Consider the following 20,024-nt stretch of genomic DNA (forward strand, 5'->3'; position numbering starts at 1 on the left):
CCGCCCGCGCTCCTTGACTGCCCGTCACAGCGGGTGTGCCGTGCGGCCCGGCGGCGAGGTGACGGGCTATCCCACGAGCCGGGCCGGGCGGGTGGCGGTGTGCATCGCGTACTCCAGCGGGCCGCGCCGGAAGAACCGGGTCCAGACGAGAGCCGCCACGCAGGCGGTGGCGACGAACATCAGCAGGACCGGCAGCGCGGAGGTGGCGGAGATGTCGTCGAGGCCGAGGGCCTTGATGGCGAGGACGTGGCCTGTGTAGACGGTCAGGGAGAGCATGCCGACCGCGCTCACCGGCGCCGCCGCGCGACGCAGCCACCACGCGTGGTCGACGGCCGTGAGACATACGGCGAGTACGGCCAGGGCGACGCCGGTGTTGCCGAGGACCGACAGGGTGGTCTGGCTGTGCGGCGCGGCCACCAACAGCCAGGCGGGGGTGCTGGTTTCGGGTTCGCCCACGGTGTCCGACCACCACGCGGAGGCGGCCCCCGCCGCGCCGCCCTCCGCGGCCGCGGCCACGGCGCGCTGCGCCCCGGGCACCAGGTGCAGGGCCAGCCACGAGCCGCCGTAGCCGACGACGGCGAGCCCGGCGCCATACAGGGCGAGGCGGGCGCGTACGGCGCGGCTTCTCAGGTCCAGCCGTGCCACCGCCATCCCGGCCAGCACGAAGGGGATCCAGGTCAGCGCCGGATACTCGCCGGTGACGAACAGGCCGACCAGCCCGTCGGTGCCGGTCAGCGGCGCCAGCGGATCGTGGGACGCGAGCTCGTCGGCCCAGTCGCCGTTCGAGGCCGCCTCGCGCAGTACGTACAGCACCTGCGGCAGGACCAGTGCCGTGCCCGCCGCCAGGAGCGCCAGGGACCTCGCCTGGAGCCGGTACAGCGGCAGCGCGAGAACGAAGAGCAGACCGTAGAAGGAGAGGATCACGTCGATGGAGGTGTCCAGCCGGGTCAGTGCGCCGCCCAGCGCGAGCAGGAGAACGGAGCGGATCAGCACCCGGCACACCGCCTGCCGTCCCGCGCGCCCGGTGCGCGGCTGCGGCCGGCCGGTGAGGATCACCAGCGTGAACCCGGCGAGCAGCGCGAAGAGCGCGGACGGCCTGCCGCGGCAGATCTCCATCAGCCAGCCCGCCGCCCCGCCTTCCGTCGGCTCGGGTCCCACGTGGGCGGCGAACATGCCCAGCACCGCCAGTCCCCGCGCCAGGTCCACGCCGACAAGCCGCCCCTGCGCAGGGGCCGTTGGCGGTTCAGGGCCCTTCCGCACCGGAGATTCAGCGGAGCCGGGAAGTTCAGCGGGGCCGGGTGGTTCAGCAGATTCGGTCGGATCGGCGGGGCCGGGCGGTTCGGCAGATTCGGTCGGATCGGCGGGGCCGGGCGGTTCGGCGGATTCGGGCGCCGAGGACGCGGCGTGCGGAGTCATGCGCCCCAGGCTCGGCCCGTTCCGGGGGCGCTGTGCACCCCACGGGTTTCCGGCGCACCCCTGACAGTCGGCCTGTCGCTCCCCGCCATCCGGCCGGAACAGGTGTCGCCCCGTCACCCGGCGCCGCCCTGCGGTGATATGACTCGAACGCGGCGCATTCTCCGGAGGGGGAGGGAATGATCCAGGTTCTGGTGGTCGACGACGAAGCCCTGATCCGCTCCGGCTTCGCGCTGATACTCGACGCGGCCGAGGACCTGCAGGTGACCGCCGTGCCCGGCGGGCAGGCCGCGGCGGCGGCCCGGAACGGACACCCCGACGTGGTGCTGCTCGACATCCGGATGCCCGACGTCGACGGGCTCACCGTCCTGGCGGAACTGCGGCAGCAGCCCGATCCGCCGGTCGTCGCCATGCTTACGACCTTCGACCACGACGCCTACGTCACCAGCGCGCTGCGGGCGGGCGCGGCCGGATTTCTACTCAAGGACACCGATCCCGAACAACTGCCGCATCTGGTGCGCGCGCTCGCGCGAGGTGAGGCCGTGCTGGCCTCCCGGGTCACCCGCACGCTCGTCAGCCGCCACCTGGAACGTGAGCGCGCGTCCGAGGACGCTGTGCACGCGGTCGCCCGTCTCACTCCGCGCGAGGGCGAGGTCCTGGCGCTGGTCGCCGAGGGCCTGTCCAACACGGACATCGGCCACCGCATGTATCTGAGCACCGGCACCGTGAAGGAACACGTCAGCGCCATCCTCACCAAACTCGGTGCGGCCAGCCGCGTCCAGGCCGCGCTGCTGGCCGAGCGCTCGGGCCTGCTCGCCGCCCCGCGCGAGGAGTGAGGCGCGCGAGGAGCAGGACCCGCGAGGAGTGAGGCCATTGAAACGCCACCGGCTGCCGCCCCCGCAGGCCGACGCCGCCCTTGTCGTCGTCGCCCTTGCCGACGTGTGGGTGCACGTCGAGACCGACAGCCGTTCCGCCGTGGCCTGCGGCCTGCTCGGCGCCCTCGCCCTGGCGCTGCGCCGCCGCGCCCCGCTGATCGTGTTCGTACTGGCCCTGCCCGTCGCCGTGGTCGACGAAGCGTTCTTCGCCGCGCTCACCGCGCTCTACACGCTCTCCTCACGGACCGCTTCCCGTACGCTCCCCGCGGCGTGTGCCGTCCTCTTCACGCTCCTGTACTCCGCACCCTGGCCGCCCGGTTCGGGCATCGGGCTCCTGGAGGCGGACAACCTCATCGACTACGGCTACACCCTCGTCGTCGCCGGCGCCCCCGTCGTCCTCGGCCAGCTCGTCCGCACCCGACGCGACCTGGCCCGGCGACTGGAGGAGATCTTCGAGGCCCGCGGTCACGAACGCACCCTCATCGCCCAGAACGTGCTGGCCAAGGAACGCGGCCAGCTCGCCCGCGAGATGCACGACGTCGTCTCCCACCAGCTCAGCCTCATCGCGGTCCAGGCGGGCGCACTCCAGGTCGGCACGCACGACCCCGCGGCGCGGGAGACCGCGTCCACAATCCGTCAACTGAGCGTGCAGACCCTCGAAGAGCTCCGTCACATGGTCACCATCCTGCGCGGGAACAACGAAGCGGAACTGACGCCCCAGCCGTCCCTCACCGATCTCGACCGGCTGGTCGGCAACAGCGGCATCGACAGCACGCTGACCGCCCGCGTCACCGCTCCCCTGCCCCCGCCCGTTCAGCGGACGGTCTACCGCACCGTCCAGGAAGCCCTCACCAACGTCCGCAAACACGCGCCCGGCGCCCGCGCCGACGTCCGCATCACCGTCGAGGACGGCACCCTCCGCACCACCGTCAGCAACACCCCACCCACAAGTCCCCCGCTCACGCTGCCCAGCGCCCGCCAGGGTCTGGCGGGTCTGCACCAGCGCGCCGAACTCCTCGGCGGAACACTCACCACCGGCCCGCTCCCCGACGGCGGTTACACCCTCTCCCTGCTCCTTCCCACCGACCCGTCCCACCACCAGCCACCGGGCCCCCGCCCCTCGCCGACGCCACAGCCCCCCAGTCCGGGCGTACGTGAGGGGCGGCGATGACGCGTGTGACGCGCACGCTGCCCGTGGCGACTCCCGGCCCCAGCTCCGGCTCCGGGAAAGTCACCGCCATCGTGGGCGCCAACGCCTGCGGGAAGTCCACCCTGTTGCGCTCGATGTCCCGGCTGATGACGCCCCGGCGCGGACGCGTCGTCCTCGACGGCATGGAGGTGCACCGGCTGCCGACGAAGCAACTCGCCCGTACGCTCGGCCTGTTGCCTCAGTCCCCCATCGCGCCGGAAGGCATCACCGTCCCCGACCTCGTCGGCCGCGGACGCCAGAGGACGAGAACAGCCCGCTGGACGGGGGCCGTTGCGGGCGTGGCCCGGACCGTGCTGGCCGTCCGACGACGACGAGCCGGGGCACGTACGGACGTCGCCGCGGCTTCAGCCGACCAGCAGCACGAGCTTTCCGCGTACGTGACCGTTCTCGCCGGCGCGGTGTGCCTCCGCGACGTCGGCGAGCGGGAAGGTCCGCGCGACCGGGAGCGCGAAGCGCCCGGCCTCGATCAACTCGCCGATGCCGGCGAGCGCGTGGACCGCGCGGCCGGTGTCCCCGCGGCTGAACCGCACCCCGTGCTCCTGCGCGCCGGCGAAGTCGGCGACGGTCAGGACGTGTTCCGGGTCGCCGCCCGCCAGGCCGATGAGTTCGGGCAGTACGCCGCTCCCGGAGACGTCGAGCGCCAGGTCGACACCGCCGGGCGCGAGCGCGCGCACCCGCTCGACGAGGCCCGTCCCGTACGCGACGGGCTCGGCGCCCAGCGTGCGCAGATACGCGTGGTTGGCGGGGCTCGCGGTGCCGATCACGCGTGCGCCGCGTGCCACGGCGAGCTGGACGGCGGCGCTGCCGACGCTTCCGGAGGCGCCGTTGACGAGCAGCGTGCCCCCGCTCGCGACGCCGAGCTGGTCGAGCGCGCGCGTGGCCGTCTCCAGAGCGGCCGGCAGCGCGGCAGCGCCGGGGAAGCCGAGCGACGGCGGGATCGGCGCGTAGTGGGAGAGCAGCGTCAGCTCGGCCTGGGCCGCGCCCTCGACAGAGAAGCCGAACACGCGGTCGCCGACGGCGACGTCCGTGACGCCCTCGCCGAGCTCGTCGACGACGCCCGCCGCCTCGTGCCCCAGGGTCTGCGGGAGCTCCTCGTCCATCAGGCCCCGGCGCTTCTTCCAGTCGCTCGGGTTGACGCCGGCCGCACGCACCGCGATCCGGACCTGGCCGGGACCCGGACGCGGATCGGGCAGTTCCACGATCTGCAGGACCTCCGGTCCCCCGAACTCGCTGAAACGGGCCGCCTTCATCCTTCGCTCCGGTCTCGCGCCTTGTGCGTGTTCAACAGCGCACGTTGTTCTGTTGATCACGAACGCACGCTGTTCTGTTGGTCACGGACACCGTACGTCCCGGACGCGAGGGACGCGGCTGCCCGGAGTTCCGGGGCCAGCGGCGCCCGGAGAAGTCAGTACCAGCCAGTGGCCTGGGAGTGGGACCACGCGCCGCACGGGGTGCCGTAGCGGGCGGGAATGTACTGCTCCAGCGCCCAGCGGATCTGCGTGACCCCGTTGGTGCGCCAATCGGCCCCGGCGGAAGCCAATTTGACGGCGGGAAGCGCCTGCACCAGCCCGTACGCGCCGGTTTCCGGATTGGAAGCCTGCTCGTTCCAGCTCGACTCCTTGTGAACGAGGGCGTCGAAGCAGCCGAACTGTTCGTCAGAAAGCGCCGCGCGAGCATAATCTCGTGGTGAATACGTGGCAGCCGGGCGGCTGGTCCGTGCGCCCATACGGTTGACCCGCGAGTGCGGAATGCCGCCGTCCCGCGCCTCTTTCTTCTCATGCACCTTGCGGTCGTGCGCTGCCGCATGTGCGCCACTGCGGGCATTCTTCTGCGCCGCCTGAAGGGTGGGGCGTTGCTCGACCAGATGGAAGTTCCGCTTTGCGGACACGGGTTGAGTGTGCCGCAGTGACACCTCAGCCGTGCGGTCGTGGGATCCTTGCGGGGTCCGGTACACCGGGGGCTCGTTCTGCGGACCGTCACCCAGGACGAGGGCGCCAACCAGCGCGGTGGACCCGAGAGTTGAGAGAAGACAGAAGCTGTGGTTGCGCAACCACGCGTTCATCAGCCGTTCCTCACGTCGGCAACAAGGCCTCCGACGCCTTCGTACGCGCCCCGGTTTACGGACGTCGCACAGCAGTGACGCCGGGAACAGAATTCGCTCCCGCGCCGGATTCGACGCGGAACCGAGTTCTGACGGATCGTTACCAACGGCCCCAGTTCACAACTCGGCAACATGCCATTGTTGGTCACAATAGAGCAACGCCACATCGGTCGGCCGCGGAATTGAGCGGCACGCCACGCCCGGAGTTCTCGCCTTTTGCGCGCAATGCCACGTCTTTGGCCCGCGGTGTGGTGGGATTCGCCCTCCCAAGTCGACGCAGCGACATATACGGATTGTCGAATTCGGCGCTCAACTCCCCCCGTACTGGCCATCCGGCCACGGGCGCGCCCGCTGAAGTCCCGGTCCTCCGTGGGGAGCGAACGGAACCTCCGGCCCCACGGCTCCCACTAGGCTCACCCTCGACTGATCGTTCAGGAGGGGGAATCCTGCGTGCGCATGCCTTGGGTGAGGGGTAATCGGCGACGTCTGCTGCGGGGGTTCGCCCTCATCGTGGCCGGCGCGCTCCTGGGATCGGGCATCGTGGCGTGGGGCACCGGCACGCTGCCGTACGTCTCGGAGCCCTGCTGGAACTCGCTCCCGGCCGAGGACGTCGACGACCTGTTCGACGGCCAGGACACCGAGTCCTCCGGGATCCCTCCGTCGTTCACGGGTCACGGGGAACTGCTGGGCCATTGCCGGGTGATGGCCTCCGAGGAGGACCCGCGCGGGCTGTCGGCCGACATCCGCGTCCGCAAGCTCTACGGCACGGATCAGGACAACCTCCCGTGGGCGCGCGAGTTCCTCTCGACGCGGCTGACGCCGCTCGGCAAGGGGCTGTTGGGCATGGCCTCCGACAGCCGGGCATGGGTCGCGCTGCCCGACGCGTGCACCGGCAAGCCATGGGACTTCGACGGCCCGGGCGTCGTCGACGTGGCGTTGGGCGAGGAAGAGAGCAGCTTCAGCCCGGACGCGGACGCCGACGCCCGCCACCAGAAGGCGCTGGCGCGTACTGCCGTGCACGTGGCCAACGGGGCGATGGAGGAGCTCGGTTGCGAGGGCGCGCTCGACTCGCCCGGTGAACTGGCGCCCGCGCCCAGGAAGTTCCGGCCGATGGCCGACGGCCGGCAGATGTGCGATCTGAAGGGCGTCACGCTGCCGAAGTCGTACGTCGGCTCGGGCGCGCGGATGCGGGCCTCGGTCGCCGGCCCCGGCGCGAAGAGCCCCGTACACGGCTGCGACGTCGTCACGGGCGAGGAGTCCCGCCCCGAGGTGCGCCTGCGGACGGTCCAGGAGCCCGACCTCGTCGGCGCGTTCCCGCGCACCGTCCTGGACCTGGGAGAGGGCATCAGGAACAAGGGCGGCCCGGTCGAGGCGACGGGCTCCTTCTCCCCCACCACGGCGGCCGTACGGGCCGAGTGCCCCGAGGGCGCGGTCATGTTCCTGGCGGAGGATCAGCACCACACCGGGGGCCACACGTTCCTCCGGAAGGTCTTCCCCTCGTACGTCGCGACGGAGGCCGAGCGGCTGGGCTGCGGCCGGCCGGCCATCCGTATGGGCCGCTGACCGGGCGCCCGGACTGCCTCCCGCGGAGCGGTCCGACCGTCTCCCGTACGGCCGGGCGTAACCTTTCTGCACAGGCGCGCGTTGTTCCGTTCGCATGCAGGGCCCGGCTCCTCCGGACTCTTGTCGCAGAAGGGCCCGATCACCCCGCCTGGCGGTCCGGCCCCGGCGCGACGAAGAGCCAGAGTGCGGAGGAGAAGGCGTCCCGGCAGGAACGGCGGGCGTCCACGGGGCGCCCGCCGTCTCTGTGCGTGCCGGTGGGGCCGCTGGGGCCGCTACCCGTGGCTCCCCGCCCGCCGGAATAGGGTGGACCCCGTACGTACGGCGGCGTGCGGCCCCGTGGCCTGCCGCTTCTCTTCTCCTGTGCTGCGTAGTGGGTGGTTGACGTGTCCGGTGACCGTTTCGACGTCGTCGTTGTCGGCGCCGGGCTCACCGGTGCCGCCGCGGCCCGGTCCCTGAGCCGTACCGGCCGGTCCGTCGCGCTGCTGGAGGCCCACGGCTTCGGGCACGACCGGGGCAGTTCGCACGGCAGCTCGCGGATCTTCCGCCGGGTCTATCCGGACCCGCTGTACGTCGGCATGACGGGCCAAGCGCTGGGCGGCTGGCGGGAGTTGGAGGACGAGAGCGGCGCGGGCCTGCTGCGGATCACCGGCGGCATCGACCACGGCGCCCGCCGCGATCCGGAACGGCTGGCCGACGTGATGGCCGCGCAGCAGCTGCCGTACGAACTGCTCTCCGCGGCCGACGCCGGGCAGCGCTGGCCGGGCATGGCCTTCGACGGCCCCGTCCTCTTCCAGCCCGACGCCGGCACGGTCGACGCGGACGCCACCATCACGGCCTGCCTCGACGTGGCCCGCCGCAACGGGGCCCACGTCGCGGACCACACGCCCGTCACCGGCGCGGAGGTCCGCGACGACCACGTCCTCCTGCACACCGCGGACTCCACCGTCCGGGCCGGCCGGGTCGTCCTGGCCGTCGGCCCCTGGCTGCCCGAGTTCCTGGCCTCGGCGGGGCTGCACATCCCGGTCCCCGCACTACAGGTGACGCAGCAGCAGGTCTTCCACTTCCGCCAGCACGATCCGGAAGCGCCCTTCCCCGTTCTGGTGCACATCGACGAGATGACGGTCTTCGGCCTGCCCTCCGGCAGCGACGGCGGCCCGCAGCCCGCCATGAAGATCGCCCAGCACGACGGCGGCATCCCGACCACGGCGGACACCCGTACCGGCGCCGTCGACCCCGAGGGCCGCCGCCGCATCCTGGAGTACGTACGGACGTGGTTCCCCGGCCTGGCCCCGGAACCCGTCGCCGCGGCCACCTGCCTCTACACGACCACGCCCGACGAGGACTTCGTACTGGACCGGCACGGCCCCTTCGTCATCGCCTCCCCCTGCTCGGGCCACGGCGCCAAATTCGCCCCACTGCTGGGCGAGTTGGTCTCCGACCTCGCCTTGAACAAGACCGACCCGCACCCCCGCTTCACGCTCGGGCGTGGGGCGAGCGGCCTCAGCTCGCCGCCGCGGTCGTGAGGCGGGTGGTGTCCCTTCGGGTGTCGCCGCGCCAGGTGCGGGCGAGCAGGAAGCCGGCGGGGACGCTCAGCAGGCTCGGGGCGTGCAGGGGCCACAGGTTCCAGTCGGAGTCGGGGAAGAGTGCGTCCGGGGCGCCGGAGACGGCGGGCGAGAAGAAGGTCAGTACGGCGATCAGCGCCATGCTGCCGTAGACGCAGCGCCGTACGGCCGCAGCGGAGAGCTCTCGTCGTCCCAGCCCGTTGACGAGGAGCGGCAGGATCGTCGAGACCGTCACACCGTAGGAGATGATCAGCCAGAACTGGGGGCTGACGTCGAGGACTTGGGCCGACAGCGCGATGCAGACCGCCCCCATCGCCACCATCGCCAGCCGCTCCCGGGCCGCTCCCGTCCTCTGCCGCCCTCCCCCGCGTGAGCTTCCGTCCAGCCCCAGGTCGTGCACGAGGGCCGCGGCGCCCGACAGGAGCAGGACGGCGGACGCGGCGAGCACGGTCAAGAAGGCGGCGCACATCACGAACAGCAGCCACTTGCCCAGTTCGCCCGTGCCGCTCCCGTCCAGCGCCGTCGCGAGGACGGCGGCGTTGGTGCCTCCGAACTGTCCGCGCGCGGACAGTTCACGCGGGGGCACCAGGGCCGCGGTGCCGAACCCGATGACGACCGCCGCACAGCACAGCAGGGCCACCACGGCGAAGCCGGTCCCGGTGGCCCGACGGGCGGCCGCCGCGCTGGAGGTGCCGGCGAGGCGGGTGACGAGGTAGGGCAGGAATGCCGCACCCACCAGCACGCTCCCCGCGAACGAGAACAGGTCGACATAGCCGGTCACTCCCCCGCCGAACAGACCGCCCAGGTTCAAGTACGCGCCGCTGGCGCCCTGTTGGCGCTCGGCCTCCTGGAGCAGGGCGCCGACGTCCCCGTCGAAGCGGAAGAGCACCAGCCCGGCCAGCAGCGGGGCGACCACCAGCAGGGCGACGGTCTTGCCGATCTGCAGGATGGTCGCGTTGCGCGCGGCACCGATCGCCGCGCACGCCACGACCAGCGCGCCGACCAGTACGAGGACCAGCTGCCGGGACGTACGGTCGGTCAGGCCGACCAAGCCGGCCGTGTCGGCGATGGGTTGGAGCTGCGCCGCGAGGAGCGGAACAGTGGCGGCCAGGGTGGCGATGCCCACCGCACGCCGGGCGGGGCCGGGCGGCAGATGCGCTGCGATCGTCTCCCCGAAGGAGCGGCCTCCGGCGGCGGCGAGCCTCCCCGCCAGCCACTGCCGCATCAGCAGGGGCGAGAGCGCGGCACACGCCACGATGACCACGCCGTCGGCGCCGCCCACCGCGACGATGCCGATGAGGTAGAGCACCGCGGCCGCGTGCACGATGTCCCCGGCGAAGGCCAGCCCCACGCCTTTCGGCCCGAGGCGTGCGCCCCCTTCTCTGAAGAAGCCGTCCCCGAGGCGCAGATCGGGGCTGGCCCACATCGACAGGAACAGGCAGCAGGCGATGAACAGCAGGAAGAGGGAGATGGAGACGAACAGGCCGCCGCTGAAGTCGCCCATCAGACGCCCGCCCCTTCCCGCTGCGTGTGGGCCGGAGGACGCGGCTCCCCCGGGAGGGAGCTGAGACGACTGCAGAGCACGGATTCTCCAGGGGGTGGGCCGGGTCGCGGGCAGTCCCCGTGTCGCAGCGCGGCTCTCCGCCGCCGAGGAAGCCGGAAGGTTACCGGGGAGTTTAGATTTGCTCACCCGTCCGCTCCAGAGTCCGTACTGCGGAGGAAAGGTGACGGTTCTCTGCCTCTCCCCGCCCCACCGGGCCGGACTCCGGACCTCATCCGCGCGTACGGCGCCGCCTCAGCCGGAGCCGGAACCGGAACCGGAGCCGATCCCCGAGCCGGACGAACCTGACGTGATCGCGCCCCATTTGACGAATTCTGTTGCCAACTGGCCCAACCGTCACGAGAGTTGGTGAGTTCGATCTACTGGCCCACTTCTGTTCTGCTCTGCTCGGCTCTGCTCTCGGAGGCAAGGATGACCGGATCGCGCACCAGGCCGTACCCGGTGGCACGCCCCCTCATGGCCGGTGCGGCGCTGACACTCGTGCTGAGCGCCTGCTCGGGCGGGGGCGCCGCGAATCCGTCCGGCGGGGGCGGCACCCTGGTCGTCGACACGTCGTTCAACCTCAAGACCATCGACCCGGGACGGGAGTTCGAGCCGACCGGCGGCATCGTGGACAAGGCGCTGTACGAGACGCTGTTGACGTTCAAGGGCGGCGACGTCACCGAGCCGGTCCCCGGACTCGCCTCCTCGTACACGCAGTCCGAGGACGGCAAGACGCTCACCCTGCACCTGCGCGACGGCGCGAAGTTCTCCGACGGGAGCGCTGTCACCGCGGACGACGTGGTGTTCTCGCTGAAGCGGGTGATCGCGGTCAAGGGTAACCCGGCGTTCCTCCTCGACGGTGTGCAGGTGACCAAGAAGGACGCCTCCACCGTCGTCCTGACCAGCAAGCAGGCGAATCCGGCGCTGCCCTCCATCCTGCCCAACCCCGCGCTCGGCATCGTGAACGCGAAGACGGTCGAGGCCCACGGCGGTTCCGCGGAAGCGGGGAAGCCGGACACGGCGGAGAAGTACCTCAACAGCCGGTCGGCGGGCTCCGGCCCGTACAAGCTGACCGCCTTCGACAGCACCACCCAGGTCGTCCTGGAGAAGAATCCGAAGTACAACGGGCGGGCGACGCCCGGCTACAAGAAGGTCGTACTCCGCAACGTCAAGGCGCCCACCCAGAAGCTCAATGTGCAGCGCGGCGACAGCCAGATCGCTCTGGACCTGAACTCCGACCAGGTCAAGGGGCTGAGCGGCGGGCTGAAGCTGACCAAGGGGCCGTCCTCGAACGTGATCTTCCTGTTGCTCAACCAGAACACCCGTGTCAGCAAGGCGACTTCGAACGACAAGTTCACCGAGGCGGTGCGCAAGGGCATCGACTACGAGAGCCTGCGCACGCTCGCGGGCTCCGGCTCGGTCCGGGCCGCCGGGATCATCCCGAAGAGCATCCCCGGGGCGCTGCCCGCCTCCGCGGCCACCGCACGCGACGTCGCCGGAGCCAAGGCGGCACTCAAGGACAGCGGGATCAGGAACCCCTCGGTGACCCTCGGGTACGCCAGCGATCTGACCGTCGACGGACTCTCCCTGCAGTCCCTTGCGGAGCGGGTCCAGGCGCAGCTCAAGGAGGTCGGCATCACCGTCAGGCTCGCCCCGTCCTCGACCGCCACGGAGATGGAGAAGTACCGCAACGGCCAGGAGCAGATGGGACTTTGGTACTGGGGCCCCGACTACCCGCACGCCAACGACTATCTGACCTTCCTGCCCGGCGAGGTGGTCGGCAAGCGGGCCGGCTGGCAGGCCGGCGCCGAGCCCACCCTCTCCGGTCTCGGCGACAAGGCGGCCGTCAACCTCGGCGACAGGGCGCGCGAGAAGCAGTACGAGCGGATCCAGAACCGGCTGAACACCCATGGCCCGTTCATCCCGCTCATCCAGCCCAGCCGGAACACGGTCTCCGCCCCGACGGTCACCAACATCGTCTACAACCCCGTCTGGACGATCGATGTCGCCGCGCTGGGCACCAAGTAAGGGCGTGAGCAGTGGCGGACGGCTCCTCGCCCGCCACCCGCTCGCGCGCTTCCTCCTGTGGCGCGCGGCCGCCGCGCTGCTCCTCGCGCTCGGCGTGACGCTGGTGACGTTCGTCCTCACCAACGTCGTACCGGGCGATCCGGTCGCCGCCAACCTGGGTCAGAGCGCGGTCGAAGACCCCTCCCTCGTCGCGCAGTTCCGGCACGAGCACGGGCTCGACCAGCCGCTGCCCGCGCAGTACGTGAACTATCTCGGCAACCTCTTCCACGGGGACCTGGGCGAGTCGCAGCAGAGCCACCAGCCGGTACTGACGGATCTGTCGCAGGCCGTGCCCGCGACGCTGGAGCTCGCCGGCGCCGCGATCGTGGTCTCGCTCGTGACCGGCGTGACCTTCGGTGTCGTCGCGGCGCTCCACCGGGACCGGTTCACCGACCAACTGCTGCGCGTCGTCAGCCTGCTGGGAGTCTCGGTGCCGACGTTCTGGCTTGCGCTGCTGGCCTTCTACCTCTTCTTCTACCAGCTCGGCATCGCCCCCGGCAGCGGCCGTATCGCACCCGGCATGACCGCCCCGCCCCATGTCACAGGGCTGTTCACGGTCGACGCCGCGCTGGCCGGGCAGTGGGGGGCCTTCCGGAGCGCGGTCGGCCACCTGATCCTTCCGGCTCTGGTGCTCACCGCCTACACCGTCGGCCTGCTCACCCGCTTCACCCGCTCCGCGGTCCTGGACGTGCTGAGCCAGGACTACGTACGAGCGGCCCGCGCCAAGGGCCTGCCGCGCCGGACGGTCCTGGTCCAGTACGTCCTCCGGGCAGCGCTCGTACCCGTCATCACGGTCGCCGGGCTGGCCTTCGGGGCGCTGCTCTCGGGCACCGTCCTGGTGGAGTCGATCTTCGCCTGGCCGGGCCTGGGCGCGTACGCCTACAAGAGCACCACCACCCTCGACCTGCCGGCCGTGATGGGCGTCGGGCTGGTCGTCGCGCTGGTGTATCTGGCCGTCAACCTCGCCGTGGACGTGCTGTACGGCGTGATCGACCCGAGGGTGAGGGTGCGATGAAGGTGTTCCGCTTCGGCCTGCTCGCGCGACTGCCCGCCGCCTGGCGCAGGCCGCTCGCCGTCATCGGCGGGACGGTCGGCGTCCTCTGGCTGGTGATCGTCCTTGCCGCCCCGCTGCTGGCCCCGCACGACCCGCTGGCGCAGGACCTGCCCCGGCTGGCCGGGCCGGGCGCCGGACACTGGTGGGGGACCGACGAACTGGGCCGGGACGTGCTGAGCCGGGTGCTGTACGGGGCCCGCGTCTCGATTCCCCTCGCGCTGCTGCTGGTGACGTTGTCCCTGCTCATCGGCGGGCTCCTCGGGGCCTGCGCCGGGTTCTTCGGGCGCTGGGTGGAGGAATGCGTGATGCGGCTCGCGGACCTGGTGTTCGCCTTCCCGACCGTCATCCTGGCGATGGTCGTCGCCGCCGCGCTCGGGGCGAGCCTGGAGAACGCGGTGCTGGCCGTCCTCGTCGTCGCCTGGCCGTCGTACGCCCGCGTCACCCGCGGCCTGGTCCTGGGCCTGAGCTCCCGCGAATTCGTCCTCAGCGGACGGCTGTTGGGGTTCTCCGCCTGGCGCTCGCTGCGGGTGGACGTGCTGCCCAACGTGCTCGGGCCGCTGCTGGTCCTCGCCACGATCGACATCGGGACGGCGACGCTGCTGCTGTCCGGGCTCTCCTTCCTCGGGCTCGGCGCCAAGCCGCCCACGGCAGAGTGGGGCGCCATGGTGGCGGCCGGTACGCAGCAGTTCGACAAGTGGTGGATCGGGGTCTTCCCGGGACTCGCCATCCTCACCGTCGTACTCGCCTTCAACTTCCTCGGCGACGCGCTGCGGGACGCCCTCGACCCCACAGCCGCGCGGACTCTCGGCGCGCAGAAGGAGCGGGTGGCATGACGGGGAGCGAGGCCACCGCGGCCGGGAACGCCGCCAACGTTCTGGAGATCACCGCTCTCACGCTCGACCTGCCCGCCGGGAGCGGCTCCCACCGCATCCTGCGCGGCGTCGACCTCCCGCTCCAGCGCGGCCGCATCCACGGGCTGGCCGGCGAGAGCGGCTCGGGCAAGACCATGACAGGGCTGGCCGTCCTCGGCCTGCTGCCCGACGGCGCCCGTACCGGCGGGCGCGTCCTGCTCGACGGCACCGATCTGCTGACGCTGCAGCCCCGGCAGCTCGGCGCGCTGCGCGGCCGCGCGCTGAGCATGGTCTTCCAGGATCCGGCCACCAGCCTGCACCCCATGCTCAGCATCGGCCACCAGCTCACCGACCACCTGCGCCACCATCTGAAGCTCGGCCGGAAGGCGGCGCGGGCCAGGGCCGTCGAGCTGCTCGGGCAGGTCCGCATCCCCGAACCGGAGGAGGCGCTGGGGAGTTACCCGCATCAGTTCTCCGGGGGGATGCGACAGCGCATCGCCGTCGCCATCGCGCTGGCCTGCGAACCGAAGGTGCTGATCGCCGACGAGCCGACCACCGCGCTCGACGTCACCGTCCAGGCCGGAGTGCTGCGCCTGCTGCGCGGACTGTGCGACGAACTCGGCCTGGCCGTCCTGCTCATCACCCACGACCTGGGGGTGATGTCCGCCGTCGCGGACACCGTCAGCGTGATGCGCCACGGCCTCCTCGTCGAGACCGGCCCGCGTGCTCAGGTACTCACCGAGCCGCAACACGCCTACACCCGCAGCCTGCTGGACGCGCTCCCCGGAAGGAACACGGTATGACCTCGCCGGCCCGGCCGCCGCTGCTCCGCGTCGAGGACCTCGTCGTCCACTACCGCCGCCTCGGCATGTCCCCGACCCGCGCGGTCGGCGGGGTCAGCCTGGAGGTACGGGCCGGGGAAGTCCTCGGCCTGGTGGGCGAGTCGGGCTGCGGCAAGTCGACACTGGCACGCGCGGTCTGCGGGCTGACGCCGCCTCAGGAAGGCTCCATCACCTTCGACGGCGCCCCGGTACGTCCGCTCGGGGCGCGCCGCCGCGACCCTACGCTGACCGCCGTACAGATGGTCTTCCAGGACCCCTACGGATCCCTCAACCCCCGCCGCCGGGTGGGCGTTCAGATCGCCGACGGTCTCCGTGCGGCGGCCGAGCGCGGCGAGCAGACGCCCGGCCCCCGGGCCCCGGAGGAGCTCCTGACCCGCGTCGGCCTCCCGCACAGCGCCGCGCAGCGCTATCCGCACGAGTTCTCCGGCGGCCAGCGCCAGCGCATCGCCCTCGCCCGTGCCCTCGCGGCCCGGCCCCGGCTGCTGATCGGCGACGAACCGATCTCCGCGCTCGACGCCTCCGCGCAGCTCGACGTGGCCACGCTGGTGCGGTCACTGGCCGTCGAGTCGGGTGCCGGGCTGCTGTTCATCAGCCACGACCTGTCCGTCGTACGGCTCATCGCCGACCGCATCGCCGTGATGTACCTCGGCCGGATCGTGGAGACGGGCCCCACCGCCGAGGTCTGGGACAGCCCCCGGCACCCCTACACCCAGGCCCTGTTGGGCGCGATCCCTCAGCCCGACGGGGCAGGTGTGCTGCCCGCCGAACTCCCCGGCGACGTGCCCGACCCCTCCTCCCCGCCGAGCGGCTGCCACTTCCACCCCCGCTGCCCCCGCGCCTTCGACGGCTGCGACCGCGAGGAACCGCAGATGATCGCCGGCGGCGTCGCGTGCCGCCTCTACTCGGCCACCTGACCCTCGCGTCCGGGCACCGATGAGTTCAGCGAGCGGGCGGGGTCCATCTCTGTAGACCGCGAACTGTGTACACGAACGGTGAGGGATCCCCATGACCAGCAACGCACTGCCGCCCGTCGTCGACGCCGCCACCTGGGAGCGCGAGCTCGAGGCGCTGCGTGTCCGCGAGAAGGCCGCCACGCGGGAACTCGACGCGATCGCCGCCCAGCGCCGCCGCCTGCCGATGGCCGAGATGCCCGACTACACCCTCGAGGGCGAGGAGGGACCGGTCCGGCTCGTGGACCTCTTCGACGGCCGGACGCAGCTGATCGTCTACAACCACATGTGGTTCCCCGGCGAGGAGTGGCAGTGCTCGGGCTGTACGGGACTCACCTCGCAGTACACCCGGCTGGAGTTCCTGCGCAATTACGATGCCCGGTTCGTCATCGTCACCCAGGGTCCGATCGACGAGGCACTGGCGTACAAGCGGCGGGTCGGGAACGAGATGGCCTGGTACTCCACCGCGAACAGCCCGTTCGGCACCGACGTCGGCGCGCCGCCCGGCGGCGGGTTCGCCGTCAACGTGTTCCTGCGCGACGGCGACACCGTCTACCGCACCTGGCACACCAGCGGCCGCGGCACCGAGCAGCTCAGCTACACCTTCGCGCTGATCGACCTGTTGCCCTACGGACGGCAGGAAGTGTGGCAGGACTCGCCGGACGGCTGGCCGCAGTCGCCCACCTACAGCAAGTGGAGCGCTTCCGAGGACATCGCCGCGCTCTACGGCTCGAAGGCGTGAGGCCCGAACTGTCCGACTGCTTCACCGAGGGCGCCGCGCCCCCGTCCGCCCAGCCGTCCACGCGCCGTCAGGGTGCCGCGTCCTCGAACTCGACCCGTACCTCCGACGCACCGCGCAGTACGGCGACGTGGCCGGCCTCCTCACGCAGCCGGTCGCGGAGTCCGGTGCTCATCGGCCGGAACGTCCTGACCGTCAGCGTCAGTTGGCGGCCGCTCTTCCGCGGCCGCCACGCTCCGGCGACGGCGCCGTCGGCCAGTACCGCGCCGGGCGCTCCGACCGGCTTCCACACCTCGCGTTGGTGCTTCTTGTCGACGATGGTGGCCCGGTCACGCATCTGCGTGTAGGGGTCGCCCGGCGGCAGCAGCCGCACCCCGTGCGCCTCGGGCGGCGAGCGCAGTGCGTCCAGGTCGTCGGCGACGATCCACGCCCGGCTGCCGTCGAATTCGACGGGGGTGAGCTCGTCCTCCAGCATGCTCCACCACGGGTCCACGTCACCGGCGTTCACGCCGATCCAGGCGGCGAAGTCCTTGCGGGTGGACGGGCCGTAGCAGTGCAGGTAGCGGCGCAGCAGGCCGGCGCGGGCGCTGTCCGGGTCCGTCCGCGGCAGAGGCCCGCCCAGCCATTCCTCGACGAGGACGAACGGCGCCTTGTTCCCGCTGCGCGGTGCGAGGCAGACGGTGCCGCGCAGCGTCAGCATCCGGACGCAGAAGTGCACAACGGCCTCGCCGAGCGGCTGGTTCGTACCGTAGGGGCCCGGCGCCTGCCAGGCCTTTCGCTGGGCCGGCGAGAGTCCGTCCGCGATGCGCCCGGCGGTTTCCGCGCCGAGTTCGTTGATCGCCAACTGCCGTCCCGACAGCACCTCCCCGATCTCCTGCGCGGTGATGTCCACCGCCTCGTCCAGCCCCATCCCGAGCGTGTCCAGCGCCCCTTCGACACCGACGATGAGATGCAGCCGGGCCGCCTCGGTGGGCGGCAGAACGCCACCGGTGAACACCGGTGCGTCGGCGGTCGGGAAGAAGTACGGCGATCCGCGCATGCACCAGGTCTGCAGCAGGCTCCTCTCCTCGCCGACGAGGTGGTCGAACCGGTCCCGCGTCACGTCGCCGGCACGGGCGTGCAGCGCGAGCAGCGCCGAGCCCGGCGGACTGTTCTGGATTCCGCACGCGCCCGCCACCTCGTGCAGACGGTCGGCCGGCTGCCGGTCCGTGAGGTGGTGCGCGTGCAGCCGGTACGCGACGACGTCGCCGGTCCGCACCTTCGCGGCACTGCCGCCGGCACTCTGACGAGCTGCCACTGATCGCCTCCCACGACGGGTTCACTGGTGGCCGACGAGCGCGCGCCTCTCCGGCGCGTACGGCCCGCTCACGGCAGTTGATCACAATCTGCCACAAGCGGACCGGCCGGTCACAGCACGCTCGGCACCGCGTCGCACGACATGCCGGCGGTGACTCGCCGTGCACGCAGGCGCCAACCGGTCATCGGCGTACGTCCCTTGTCGTCGCGCGGCCAGGTGCTCGCTTCGCCGAGTCCGTCCGGGACGATGCCGAGGATGTCCGCGGGGACGAGCTCGTCGATGGCCCAGCCGTCGGCGAACAGCTCGCGCAGCCGCTCCTCGGTGAGCCGTCCCCGGTCGGGGGTCCGCGCCCCGGACCGGTCGGCGAAGCAGAGTACGGCGATCCGGCCGCCGCCCCGGCAGACGCGGCGCAGCACCTCCAGATAGCGCTGCTGTGCCGGCCGGGGCAGGCAGTGCAGCAGTCCGCTGTCGAGGACCGTGTCGAACACCTCGCCGCCGGTGTCGAGTTCGGTGATGTCGGCGGCACGGAAGGCCGCCGGCAGTCCGCGGGCGGCCGCCTTCCGGGTGGCGCGTTCGACGGCCGAGGGCGCGAGGTCGATGCCCAGTACGTGATGGCCGCGCGCGGCGACGGCCAGTGCGAGCTCCCCGGTGCCGCATCCGGCGTCCAGTACGGTCCCCGTGCACCAGCCGGCCTCGACCAGCTCGCCCAGAGCCGGCTGCGGCTCCCCCAGGTCCCACGGGATGTGTCCCTCCCGGTACACCTGCTCGAACTCGAACTCCGGTGGCTGTGGGTGCTCCGACATCCCGGGCTCCTCTCCGCCGCGTCACCGGGTTCCACCCTGGCAGGGGCGAGGAGGGGACGCGACCGGCCGGATCGTGCGGCCCCGGAACGCAATGCGCTCTCCCCACGGTCGAGCGTGGGGAGAGTGGGGCGGTTCGGGTCTAACTGGCCGCGGCGGCCAGTTCGTTGGCGCCGAGCAGTTCCTCTCCGTACAGGTTCTCCAGCCAGTTGGTCTGGTAGACCGTGTCGAGGTAGCGCTCGCCCAGGTCAGGGGAGATGGCCACCGCGGTGAGGCCGGGCCGGCCGTGCAGGGCGAGCCAGTTCGTCGCGCCGCTGACCACCGTGCCGGTGGAGCCGCCGAGCAGGAAGCCGCGCCGGGCCAGTTGCCGGCAGACCTGGATGGCGTCGGCCTCCTCGACGTGTACGACCTCGTCCACGTAGGACTCGTCGAGGAGTTGCGGGCGGACGCTGGTGCCGAGTCCGGGGATCATCCGGCGGCCCGGTACGCCGCCGAAGGTCACCGAGCCGACGCTGTCCACCGCGACGATGCGGACTCTGCGGTCCCGCTCCCAGAAGTAGCGGGCGCAGCCCATCAGGGTGCCAGTGGTGCCGGCCCCGACGAAGAGCACGTCCAGGTCCGGGAACTGGCGGGCGATGGCCGGTGCGGTGTTGCGGTAGTGCGCCCGCCAGTTGCCCGGGTTGGCGTACTGGTTCAGCCATACGTACCGGTGGTCCGAGGCGCACAGCGAGCGGACGTGGTGGAGCCGTGAGCCGAGGAAGCCGCCGTTGACGTCCGGTTCGGAGATCATGTGGACCTGGCTGCCCAGGGCCTCCATCATCCGCCGGGACGAGAGGTTGCAGCGGGAGTCGGTCACGCACAGGAAGCGGTAGCCGCGGCTGGCGGCGACGATGCTCAGTGCCACGCCCAGGTTGCCGGACGAGGACTCCACCAGGATCGAATCGGGCGAGAGGATTCCCTCACGCTCGGCGGCCTGCACCATTTCGGTGGCGGCCTTCAGTTTGATCGAGCCGGCGAAGTTGAAGCCCTCGCACTTCAGGTAGAGCGAGGCCCCGATGCTCGACCGCAGGTCGATGTAGAGGTCCTCTTCGTTGAAGTCGAGTGGTGCGGATATTACTGGCACGGTATTCCCCCTTAAATGAGAAGCTGCGGCGACG

17 protein-coding genes and 1 pseudogene are annotated in these 20,024 nt (G+C 71.7%); 11 read left to right on the forward strand and 7 right to left on the reverse strand.

What is annotated here, in order from left to right; genetic code table 11:
• Nucleotides 1-66: 66 nt before the first annotated feature.
• Nucleotides 67-1,260 (reverse strand): DUF418 domain-containing protein, encoded by a 1,194-nt coding sequence (locus tag AC3AGO_RS02985; protein WP_487818513.1) that lies wholly within the window; start codon nt 1,258-1,260, stop codon nt 67-69.
• A gap of 332 nt (nt 1,261-1,592) precedes the next feature.
• Between AC3AGO_RS02985 and AC3AGO_RS02990 the strand changes: the two genes are divergently transcribed.
• The 3 genes and pseudogenes from AC3AGO_RS02990 to AC3AGO_RS03000 form a co-directional block, all read left to right on the forward strand.
• Nucleotides 1,593-2,249, forward strand: a complete 657-nt coding sequence (locus AC3AGO_RS02990; protein ID WP_487818514.1) for a response regulator — start codon at nt 1,593-1,595, stop codon at nt 2,247-2,249.
• 37 nt (nt 2,250-2,286) lie between these two features.
• Complete coding sequence (locus AC3AGO_RS02995) at nt 2,287-3,459, forward strand: sensor histidine kinase (protein ID WP_487818515.1); 1,173 nt, start codon at nt 2,287-2,289, stop codon at nt 3,457-3,459.
• A pseudogene (locus tag AC3AGO_RS03000) lies at nt 3,456-3,734 on the forward strand (ATP-binding cassette domain-containing protein); the annotation flags it as partial. The gene AC3AGO_RS02995 and the pseudogene AC3AGO_RS03000, both read left to right, overlap by 4 nt.
• 108 nt (nt 3,735-3,842) lie before the next feature.
• Here AC3AGO_RS03000 and AC3AGO_RS03005 read toward each other — a convergent pair.
• Both AC3AGO_RS03005 and AC3AGO_RS03010 read right to left on the reverse strand, forming a co-directional pair.
• Entirely contained in the window at nt 3,843-4,748 is a 906-nt protein-coding gene (locus tag AC3AGO_RS03005) for an NADP-dependent oxidoreductase (RefSeq protein WP_487818516.1), read from the reverse strand.
• A 155-nt stretch (nt 4,749-4,903) separates the two neighbouring features.
• Nucleotides 4,904-5,386, reverse strand: a complete 483-nt coding sequence (locus AC3AGO_RS03010) for an aggregation-promoting factor C-terminal-like domain-containing protein (protein WP_487818517.1) — start codon at nt 5,384-5,386, stop codon at nt 4,904-4,906.
• A 669-nt stretch (nt 5,387-6,055) separates the two neighbouring features.
• Between AC3AGO_RS03010 and AC3AGO_RS03015 the strand changes: the two genes are divergently transcribed.
• Nucleotides 6,056-7,162, forward strand: a complete 1,107-nt coding sequence (locus AC3AGO_RS03015) for a hypothetical protein (protein ID WP_487818518.1) — start codon at nt 6,056-6,058, stop codon at nt 7,160-7,162.
• Nucleotides 7,163-7,545: 383 nt separating this feature from the next.
• Entirely contained in the window at nt 7,546-8,685 is a 1,140-nt protein-coding gene (locus tag AC3AGO_RS03020; RefSeq protein ID WP_487818519.1) for an FAD-dependent oxidoreductase, read from the forward strand.
• On the opposite strand, the gene AC3AGO_RS03025 is transcribed toward AC3AGO_RS03020, so the two are convergent.
• Entirely contained in the window at nt 8,663-10,228 is a 1,566-nt protein-coding gene (locus AC3AGO_RS03025; protein WP_487818520.1) for a sodium:solute symporter family transporter, read from the reverse strand. The two genes, AC3AGO_RS03020 and AC3AGO_RS03025, sit on opposite strands and share 23 nt — an antisense overlap.
• A gap of 468 nt (nt 10,229-10,696) precedes the next feature.
• On the opposite strand from AC3AGO_RS03025, the gene AC3AGO_RS03030 reads away from it, so the two are divergent.
• The 6 genes from AC3AGO_RS03030 (at nt 10,697) to AC3AGO_RS03055 (ending at nt 16,773) form a co-directional block, all read left to right on the forward strand.
• Nucleotides 10,697-12,295: an ABC transporter substrate-binding protein gene (locus AC3AGO_RS03030; protein ID WP_487818521.1), complete on the forward strand. Its 1,599-nt coding sequence runs from the start codon at nt 10,697-10,699 to the stop codon at nt 12,293-12,295.
• A 4-nt stretch (nt 12,296-12,299) separates the two neighbouring features.
• The gene (locus AC3AGO_RS03035) at nt 12,300-13,349 is read left to right on the forward strand and encodes an ABC transporter permease (protein ID WP_487818522.1); all 1,050 of its coding nucleotides are present in this window, start codon (nt 12,300-12,302) and stop codon (nt 13,347-13,349) included.
• Nucleotides 13,346-14,221 (forward strand): ABC transporter permease, encoded by an 876-nt coding sequence (locus AC3AGO_RS03040; protein WP_487818523.1) that lies wholly within the window; start codon nt 13,346-13,348, stop codon nt 14,219-14,221. The genes AC3AGO_RS03035 and AC3AGO_RS03040 overlap by 4 nt, the downstream gene beginning before the upstream one ends.
• Entirely contained in the window at nt 14,218-15,042 is an 825-nt protein-coding gene (locus AC3AGO_RS03045) for an ABC transporter ATP-binding protein (protein ID WP_487818524.1), read from the forward strand. Before AC3AGO_RS03040 ends, AC3AGO_RS03045 begins: the two co-directional genes overlap by 4 nt.
• Nucleotides 15,039-15,995 (forward strand): oligopeptide/dipeptide ABC transporter ATP-binding protein, encoded by a 957-nt coding sequence (locus AC3AGO_RS03050; protein WP_487818525.1) that lies wholly within the window; start codon nt 15,039-15,041, stop codon nt 15,993-15,995. Before AC3AGO_RS03045 ends, AC3AGO_RS03050 begins: the two co-directional genes overlap by 4 nt.
• Nucleotides 15,996-16,086: 91 nt before the next feature.
• Nucleotides 16,087-16,773, forward strand: coding sequence for a DUF899 domain-containing protein (locus tag AC3AGO_RS03055; protein WP_487818526.1), 687 nt, complete (start codon nt 16,087-16,089; stop codon nt 16,771-16,773).
• A gap of 67 nt (nt 16,774-16,840) precedes the next feature.
• Here AC3AGO_RS03055 and AC3AGO_RS03060 read toward each other — a convergent pair whose 3' ends face one another.
• The 3 genes from AC3AGO_RS03060 to sbnA all read right to left on the reverse strand — a co-directional run bounded on the left by AC3AGO_RS03060 (nt 16,841) and on the right by sbnA (nt 19,990).
• Entirely contained in the window at nt 16,841-18,067 is a 1,227-nt protein-coding gene (locus tag AC3AGO_RS03060) for a winged helix DNA-binding domain-containing protein (RefSeq protein WP_487818527.1), read from the reverse strand.
• 110 nt (nt 18,068-18,177) lie between these two features.
• Entirely contained in the window at nt 18,178-18,870 is a 693-nt protein-coding gene (locus AC3AGO_RS03065; RefSeq protein ID WP_487818528.1) for a class I SAM-dependent methyltransferase, read from the reverse strand.
• A gap of 139 nt (nt 18,871-19,009) precedes the next feature.
• Nucleotides 19,010-19,990 carry a 2,3-diaminopropionate biosynthesis protein SbnA gene (gene sbnA / locus AC3AGO_RS03070; protein WP_487818529.1) on the reverse strand — a complete coding sequence of 327 codons (981 nt, stop codon included), beginning with the start codon at nt 19,988-19,990 and terminating at the stop codon, nt 19,010-19,012.
• Between the last annotated feature and the right edge of the window lie 34 nt (nt 19,991-20,024).

It is taken from the genome of Streptomyces sp. BL1, from assembly GCF_057628045.1.

Coding starts and splice junctions, on each gene's coding strand:
- AC3AGO_RS02990 (WP_487818514.1), top strand. CDS start 1,593: ATGATCCAGGTTCTGGTGGTCGACGACGAAGCCCTGATCCGCTCCGGC.
- AC3AGO_RS03005 (WP_487818516.1), bottom strand. CDS start 4,748: ATGAAGGCGGCCCGTTTCAGCGAGTTCGGGGGACCGGAGGTCCTGCAG.
- AC3AGO_RS03015 (WP_487818518.1), top strand. CDS start 6,056: ATGCCTTGGGTGAGGGGTAATCGGCGACGTCTGCTGCGGGGGTTCGCC.
- AC3AGO_RS03025 (WP_487818520.1), bottom strand. CDS start 10,228: ATGGGCGACTTCAGCGGCGGCCTGTTCGTCTCCATCTCCCTCTTCCTG.
- AC3AGO_RS03030 (WP_487818521.1), top strand. CDS start 10,697: ATGACCGGATCGCGCACCAGGCCGTACCCGGTGGCACGCCCCCTCATG.
- AC3AGO_RS03040 (WP_487818523.1), top strand. CDS start 13,346: ATGAAGGTGTTCCGCTTCGGCCTGCTCGCGCGACTGCCCGCCGCCTGG.
- AC3AGO_RS03045 (WP_487818524.1), top strand. CDS start 14,218: ATGACGGGGAGCGAGGCCACCGCGGCCGGGAACGCCGCCAACGTTCTG.
- AC3AGO_RS03050 (WP_487818525.1), top strand. CDS start 15,039: ATGACCTCGCCGGCCCGGCCGCCGCTGCTCCGCGTCGAGGACCTCGTC.
- AC3AGO_RS03055 (WP_487818526.1), top strand. CDS start 16,087: ATGACCAGCAACGCACTGCCGCCCGTCGTCGACGCCGCCACCTGGGAG.
- AC3AGO_RS03065 (WP_487818528.1), bottom strand. CDS start 18,870: ATGTCGGAGCACCCACAGCCACCGGAGTTCGAGTTCGAGCAGGTGTAC.